This is a genomic window from Amycolatopsis sp. NPDC004079, assembly GCF_040610415.1.
Lineage (GTDB): Bacteria > Actinomycetota > Actinomycetes > Mycobacteriales > Pseudonocardiaceae > Amycolatopsis > Amycolatopsis halotolerans.
In genome coordinates this window covers 38,954-46,439 of sequence record NZ_JBEXMH010000069.1, presented here as the reverse complement: position 1 = coordinate 46,439, position 7,486 = coordinate 38,954, and the positions used below count along the sequence as shown (strand labels likewise).

Here is a 7,486-nt window from a genome sequence, read left to right as displayed (position 1 = left end):
AACGTCCCGAATTACCCCTGATCCCGGCTGCGTGACCCCGCGTCTTCAGGTCCGTGAGGGGAACCCTGAGGGACTCTGAGTCCCTCAGGGTTCCCCTCACGGACGACAACTCCGCGCGATCAACTGTTCAGCGCGGTCGTCCGGCTCACCGACTCCCAGGAGTCGAGATCCTTGGTCAGGGCCTCGATTTTGCCTCGGATCGCGTCCACGGCGTCGCCGCCGAGCGCGAGCCGCAGCGGGGCGTCCGGCGCGTCCACTGCGCGAAGGATCGCCGCCGCCGCTTTCGCCGGATCGCCGGGCTGCGTCCCGTCCATCCCTTCGATCGCGCCCCGGGTGGCGGCGGTCGTTGCGGCGTAGGCGTCGATCTTCTGGGAGCGGTGCATCGCCGCGCCGCCGAACGACGTCCGGAACGCGCCCGGCTCCACGATCAGCACCTTGACCCCGAGCGGCGCGACCTCCGCCGCGAGCGCCTCCGACATGCCTTCCAGCGCGAATTTCGCCGCGCAGTAGGCCCCGAACGCGGGCGGCGCGAGCAGTCCGCCCATCGAGCTCATCTGCACGATCGTCCCGCTCCCCTGTTCCCGCAGCAGCGGGACGACGGCCTTGGTCATCGCGACCGCGCCGAAGAACATCACCTCCAGCACCGCGCGCAGGTCGGGCATCGTCAGTTCCTCCACGGCGCCGACCGAGCCGTGCCCGGCGTTGTTGACCAGCACGTCGATCCGGCCGAACGCGTCCAGCGCGGTCCGCACCGCGGCGTCGACCTGGGCCGGGTCGGTGACGTCCAGCGCGGCCGTGCGCACCCGGTCCCCGCCGGATTCGGCGAGGCCGGCGAGCGTTTCCGGCTTGCGCGCGGTCGCGACGACCCGGTCCCCCGCGGCCAGCGCGGCCTGGGCGAGTTCGCGGCCGAAGCCGCTGGAGCACCCGGTGATCAGCCAGACGCGGCCATCGGTTTCCTCGGTCATTGAGCAGTCCCTCCAGTGGTTTCTTCCGCCTCCGATCGTGGCGCGCGCCCACTGGGGTCCGCCAACACCGGTTCGCTGGCGGGCTACAGTCTCAGCCTGTGACCCCTGAGCTGCGGCAGCTGCGCTACTTCGTCGCCGTCGCCGAATCAACGAGCTTCACGCGCGCGGCGGCGACCCTCCACATCGCACAGCAGTCGCTCTCGCAGCAGATCACCGTGTTGGAACGCCAACTCGGCGCGCAACTCTTCGACCGCGACCCCCGCGGCGCCCGGCTCACCGCGATCGGCGAACTCTTCCTGCCGGAAGCGCGCGCGGTGCTGGCCCGTGCCGACGCGGCGGTGGCGACGGTCGCTCGTGCGGTCCGCGGCGAAATCGGCACCCTGCGGCTGGCTTTCCTTGCCAGCACGGCGAATTACCTGCTCCCGCCGGTCGTGCGCGCAGTCCGGGAGCAACTGCCGGAGCTGACCGTCACCACCGCCGAAGTCTCGATCGCCGAACTAGTCGACGGGGTGCGCGGCGGCCGGTTCGACGCTGGCTTCACTCGCCCGCCGCTGGCCGACGGCTTGGAGACGCACACCCTCCTGACCGAAGAAGTCTGCGCGGTCCTGCCCTCCGGCCACCGGCTGGCCGACCGCCCCTCCCTGCGCCTGGCCGACCTCGCCGACGAGCCGTGGGTACTCACCCCGCGCACGTCGTGGGATCCGTGGCACCGCAAGTACGACGCCGACTTCGCCGCCGCCGGGTTCACGCCCGACGTCGTGCAGCGCACCGCGACGGTGCAGGGATTGCTGGGGCTGGTCGCGGCCGGGGTCGGCGTGACGCGGCTGGCGCGGTCCGCCCACAGCCTGCGCCGCACCGGTGTGGTGTTTGTGCCGCTCGAAGGCGAGTCCGCGCACACCGTGCTGGCATGGCGCTCCGACGGCCCTCGGCCGGCCGCGCTCCTGGAGGTGGTAACGCGGCTGGCCGAGACGACGGATCTGTCCGGCGCGGGCTGACCAGCGCGTCAGCGTCCCCCGCTGTTCTTGTCCAGATCCATGGTCCGCATTTGCTGGGCGAGCGCCTTTTCCTGCATTTCCTTCATCTCGGCGCGCTTCGCGTCCGAAATGGGGGTGTTCCCGTCGTGGCCGCGCAGTTCCGGCGGGTCGTAATCGCCGTTCTCCCACCGTTTCCACATCGGGTCGTTCTTGTCCTTCGGGGCCTGGAATCCCCATTTGTCGAGCAGTTCGTCGGCGGATCCCTTGGGGTATTCGCCGGTCCGGCGCTGCTCGTACGCCAGGTGCGCCTCGGCCCGGCCGCCCGCGGTGAGCGGGTCGGTCCGCGCGAACGAATCGCCGGACGCGGTCATGTCGGCGTGCGCCTTCGAGCCGGGTGCCGGGGCATACGGCATTCCCTTGCCGCCGGCGTACATTTCGTCGACCATGCGGTGGTAGGAATCCTCGGATCCGCGCATCCACCGCTGCTCGTCGTCGAAGTCCTTGAGCTCCTTTTTGCGCGCGGCGTCGTTGCCGTTTTCGATTTCGCTGCGGTGTTCGTTGAGGTCGTCGCGGCGGGCCTGTTCGGCCTTCGCGTCTTCCGCCCGCTGTTTGTAGGCGTCCGCCGAAGCCTGCCGCTGTTCCGGGGTGTTCTCGATCCGTTCCCGCACCTCGGAGCCGTCCGGGTGCTGCTTTCCGGGCACCGGTTTGGTGTCGGTTCCGTAGGTGTGGATGCCGTGCTTCGGGTCGTGGAAGTCCGGGTGGTGGACGTGTTTCGGATTGTCGCCGTGGTAGACCTTCTCCTGCGGGCTCACGTACGTGTCGTGCGGCTGGCGTCCCGGCACCTGGTAGGTCGGCCGGGTGTACTTGCCCTCCATGTGCGAGTAGCCCATTTGGTTGAGCTGCAGCAGACCGGACGTGTCCTTGCGCTCGTAGGCCTGCCGCTGTGCGTGGGCGTAGGTCAGCTGGTGCTCGTCGTGCGTCTTCCCGCCGGTGAAGCCGGAGGTGTGCATCTGCTTGCCGCTTCCGGTGCCCGGGTGCATCCGGTGGAAGTCGTGGCTTTCGTAATAGCCGAAACCGGCGTTCTCGAGGGTCTTTTCGTCGGACCGCTTCCGCGCGGCCCCGCTGCCGTCTTCCGCGGCGGCCTTGTGCAGCCCGGCGTGTTCGAGCTGGTTGGTCTGCTGCCCGTCGACCTTGTAGCCGTGCGCGTCGCCGATCCGCGCCGCTTCCTTGTTCCGGTCTCCGTAGGTCCCGGGCGGATTCGTCGGCTCCTTGGCGGCCTTCTTGGCCGGGGGCTGGCCGGACGTGGTGTTGCCGCGTTTGCGCTTGTTGTTCGTCCGCGACGCGTTCGCGGCCGCCTGCTGTTGCTGTTGCTGCCGCTGCATTTCCGCGAGCTTCTTGGGGCACGGGCCGACCGGGGCGGAGGCGGTGAGGCCGAGGGGGTCGACCATCGCGTTCGGGTTGTCCACGTAGGCCAGCGAGTCCGGGGACGGGCCGAGGCCGAGCGGGTCGTGCGAGAGGTAGCGGCCGGTTTCCGGGTCGTAATAGCGGTGCATGTTGTAGTGCAGCCCGGTTTCCGGGTCGTAGTACTGGCCGGGGAACCGCAGCGGAGTGCGCGCGGTGCCGTCCTCCGCCACGACCGAGCCCCACAGCGACGTGCGCTGGTGCCCGGCCAGGGCTCCCGCGCCGTCGAGCAGTTCGGCGGGCGCTCCCACCAGGTCGGTGACGACGGCGTGGAACCGTTCGCCGGGGCGTTCGCCGAGGGTTCGTTCGGTCTGCGCGAGCACCTGGTCGGAGTCGGGCAGCCAGTCCCACACGGTCGCGACCTGCGGGCGGCCGGGGACGCTGTGCACCTGCTCGGCGGGCTGGTAGTGGTCCCAGGCGAATTCGATCTGCTCGGCCACCGCGCCCGAGTGGTCGAGGCGCTGTTTGGCGACGCGCCTGCCGAGCGCGTCGTAGCGGTAGCGCCAGACCGTGCCGTCCGGGGTGCGCACGCCGGTCAGCCTGCTTGCGGAATTCCACTGGTATTCCCACCGCTGCCCGCGGCGTTCCCGCACCACGACCCGGCCCTCGGCGTCGTGGGCGTAGCGGGTTTCGCCGGCGGATTCGACGAGGGTGCCGCGGTAGGCACGGGGGCCTGCTGCGGCCGGGTCGCCCGGCCAACCCGCTTCGGTGATCGCGCCGGCCGCGTCGTAGCCGTAGGTTTCCCGCCAACCCGGTCCTTGGACCGCGCTGACGCGGCCGCCCGGGCCGACCTCGAACGAACGCGGCCCGGCGAGCAGATCGCCTGTCGCGTAAAGGTTTCCGTCCGGCAGGTAGCGGTAGTCGCGCTGCTGTACGGTCTCCTCGCCGCGCACCACGGTCTGGCCGCGCAGTTTCCCGGTCGAGGTCCAGTGCTGGCGCAGCTCCGCCACCGGCGCGGTCCCGGCGAAGAGCCGGCGCACCGTTTCCTGTCCCGCCGCGTCGTACTCGAACCGCAAGGTGCGGCCCGCGGTGGTGATCGCGGTCGGGCGGTCCGCGGAGTCGTAGCCGACCGACGATTCCGCCCCGCTGGGCGTGCGGCGGCCGATCCTCCTGCCGAGCGCGTCGTACTGGGACCGCACGACGCGGCCGTTGATCGCCTCGGACACCAGCTGCCCGGCCGCGTCGTAGTCGAACCGGACCTCGGTCTCCCCGTTGCGCGCCAGGATCATCCGGTCCGCGTGGTCGTAGGCGAATTCGGCGACGTCGTCGTCGGCGGCGCGCCGCACGAGCCTGCCGAGCGCGTCGTATTCGAGCGCGATCGCCTGCCCGGCCGCGTTGACCCGGCGGACGAGCTGCCCGGCCGCGTCGTAGCCGTAGCGCAGGACCCGGCCGTTGTAGTCGGTCTCCGCGACGACCCGGCCCGCCTGGTCGTATTCGTAGCGCCAGACCAGGCCGCGTTCGTTCGTCACCGTCGTGAGCCGCAGTTCGGTGTCGTAGCCGAACCGCCGGACGCCGCCGTCCGGGTCCTGTTCGGACAGCGGCAGGCCGAACGCGCCGTACTCGACCCGGTGCACGCCGCCGCGCGGGTCGACCGACTCCTCGACGTTGCCGACCGCCTTGAAGCCGAACTTGCTCACCGTGCCGTCGGCGTTGCGCTGCTGCACCAGATCGCCCGCCGCGTTGCGCACCCGTTCCACGAACGCGCCGGTCGGTCCGGTGATCGACACGACCGCGCCGAGCGCGTCGTAGCTGTACCGGGTCACCGCGCCGTCGGGAGCGGTGATGGCGGTGGGGAGACCGGCCGCGTCGGACTCGATCCGGGTGACGCCGCCGAGCGCGTCGGTCCGCGTCGCCACCGCTCCGGAGACCGGGTCGTAGGTGTAGGCCGTGCTCCCGCCCGCCGGGTCGATTTCCTTGACCAGGCTGCCTTGTTCGTCGTACTCGTAGCGCCAGACGTCGCCGGAGGGACCGGTCGTCGAGACCGGCAGGCCGCGCTCGTCGTACTCGTTCGCCAGCCGCGTGCCGTCCGGGCGGGTGACCGCGACGACGTTGCCGACCTCGTCGTACTCCCAGCGGGTGGCGTGGCCGAGCGCGTTGACGCTGGCGGTGACGCGGCCGTACTCGTCGTACTCGGTGGTCGAGGTGTTGCCGAGCGGGTCGGTCTCGGCGACGACCTTCAGCTGCTCGTTGAGCTGGAAGCGGCGGACCGCGCCGAGGGAGTCGGTGACCGTGGTGACCAGGTTCTCCCGGTCGTAGGACAGCTCGGTGTCGAGGTAGCCGCCGTCGCCCCGGGCGCGCACGCACCGGCCGGCGCTGTCGTACTGGTAGCCGTACCAGCGGCCGTTGACGTCGTCCCAGCGCACCATCCGGCCGTCGGCGTCGTAGCGGAACTTGTGCGAGGTGCCGACCGCGTCGACGACCTCGGTCAGCCGCCGGGCGGAGTCGTAGCGGTACTCCCGGATCGCGACCGGCGCGTCCGGCACGCGCAGCGCGGTGACCAGCCCGTCCGCCGAATCGACCCTCACCCGGTAGCCGCCGGAGTGCTCCATCTCCACCGGCACGCCGTCCTCGTAACGGAAGACGATCCGGTTGCCCGAGCTGTCGGCCAGCGCGTGCAGGCGGAGGGTGCGGTCGTCGGGGTCGCCGGTGAAGTAGCGGATGACGTTGCTCTGCGGGTCGCCGACGATGAACCCGGTGGTGATCCGGCGCAGCGCGAGGTACGGCCCGTCGTCGGTGGCCACGGCCTCGATGTCGCGCGGATAGGGGAAGCGGACCAGCACGCCGTTCGGGGCGGCGTAGTGCAGGCCGTCGTCGCGGATCTCGAGCCGTTCGTCCAGCGTGGAGGACCAGGTGGGGCCGAAGAAGCCGCCGGAGCGGTAGGAGGAGCGGTGCGTCCGTTCCACTGTCAGCGGCAGCATTCCCGGCAGGCGCAGGTCTTCCTGGACCAGGAACACCGCGCCGGTGGCGACGTCGATCGGGTCGCCGCAGTCCCGGACGTCCTTGGGGTCGGTGTGGTGTTCGGCGGGGTTCTGGTTGCCCCTCGGCTGCTGCGTCGACGACGTGTGGACGTCGTTGCCGCCGGTGTCGTGCGACCCGGAGCCGCCTTGGCCGCCGCCTTCGTGCCCGCCCCCGCCTTCCGAACTGCTGGAGTGGGTGTTGCCGGTATTGCCCGTACCGCCGTGGTGCCCACCGCCACCGCCGCCCTCGGCGCCGGAGGTGTGCGTGCCTTCGTTGCCGCCAGGGCCGGAGCGGGTGCCCTCGGACTTGACGTGGATGTCCTTGGGCGTGTGCGTGGGAGCGTTCTTGCCGCCCTTGAGCCCCTTCAACGCCTTTCCGGCGTCCTCGAACAGCGTCCCGGCCTTCTTCAGCAGCGGGATGAGCGCCTTGAAAGCCTTGACCAGCTTGGTCGTGATCTGGGTGATCTTGGACGCGGTCTTCGCGACCGCCGCCGCGACCTGCGGGCCCACCCAGGCCATCCCGATGCCGGCGGTGAGCAGCACCTGCAGCGCCCACGAGATGAGGTGCCCGACCAGGTCCGCGATCGTGTCCCGCACCAGCGACCGCACCGCCGCGACGATCTCGCCCGCGGTCTTGACGCCGCTCGCCGCGCCCTCGGAACCCTTCTGGGCGCTGGCGATGAGCGCGGAGGTGTCCTCGGCGCGCTTGCGGTAGCTGTCGGCGGCCTCGCCCTGCCAGTTCTCGAGGTCTTTCTTGACCAGGTCGCCGAGGTCGGCGGAGACGCCTTCGAGTTCCTTGGCGACGTTGGTCCAGGTCTGCGCCTGCGAGCTGATCTGGTCGGCGTTGCCGGTGAGCGCGTCGAGGGCCTGCTTCAGCGGGCCAACGTGCTCCATCAGCCAGCCGACGCCCGCGGCGAAGATCGCGCCGAACGGGTCCATGACAGCGGTGAGGACGTCGAGCGCGGTGCCGACGGCCCCGATCGCGACCGCGGCCCAGTTCTTGCTCTCGATCGCGTCTTTGAGCCCGGTGGCGTCCTCGAGCAACGGGACCCCGGCCATCGCCGAGGTCTCCTTCACCGGCGCCACCAATGGATTGCTCACGTTGTCCCCCTCCGCCCGCTGCTGCGTT

The 7,486-nt window shown here is 70.9% G+C and carries 3 protein-coding genes; 1 reads left to right on the top strand and 2 read right to left on the bottom strand.

Annotation, left to right across the window (positions count from 1 at the left end; translation table 11 throughout):
* Window positions 1-119: 119 nt before the first annotated feature.
* Window positions 120-965, bottom strand: a complete 846-nt coding sequence (locus ABZX37_RS41465; protein ID WP_354749213.1) for an oxidoreductase — start codon at window positions 963-965, stop codon at window positions 120-122.
* 98 nt (window positions 966-1,063) lie between these two features.
* Between ABZX37_RS41465 and ABZX37_RS41460 the strand changes: the two genes are divergently transcribed.
* A complete protein-coding gene (locus ABZX37_RS41460) occupies window positions 1,064-1,960 on the top strand; it encodes a LysR family transcriptional regulator (protein WP_354749211.1) in 897 nt (298 codons plus the stop codon).
* Window positions 1,961-1,968: 8 nt separating this feature from the next.
* On the opposite strand, the gene ABZX37_RS41455 is transcribed toward ABZX37_RS41460, so the two are convergent.
* Complete coding sequence (locus tag ABZX37_RS41455) at window positions 1,969-7,458, bottom strand: DUF6531 domain-containing protein (RefSeq protein ID WP_354749210.1); 5,490 nt, start codon at window positions 7,456-7,458, stop codon at window positions 1,969-1,971.
* Window positions 7,459-7,486 lie beyond the last annotated feature (28 nt).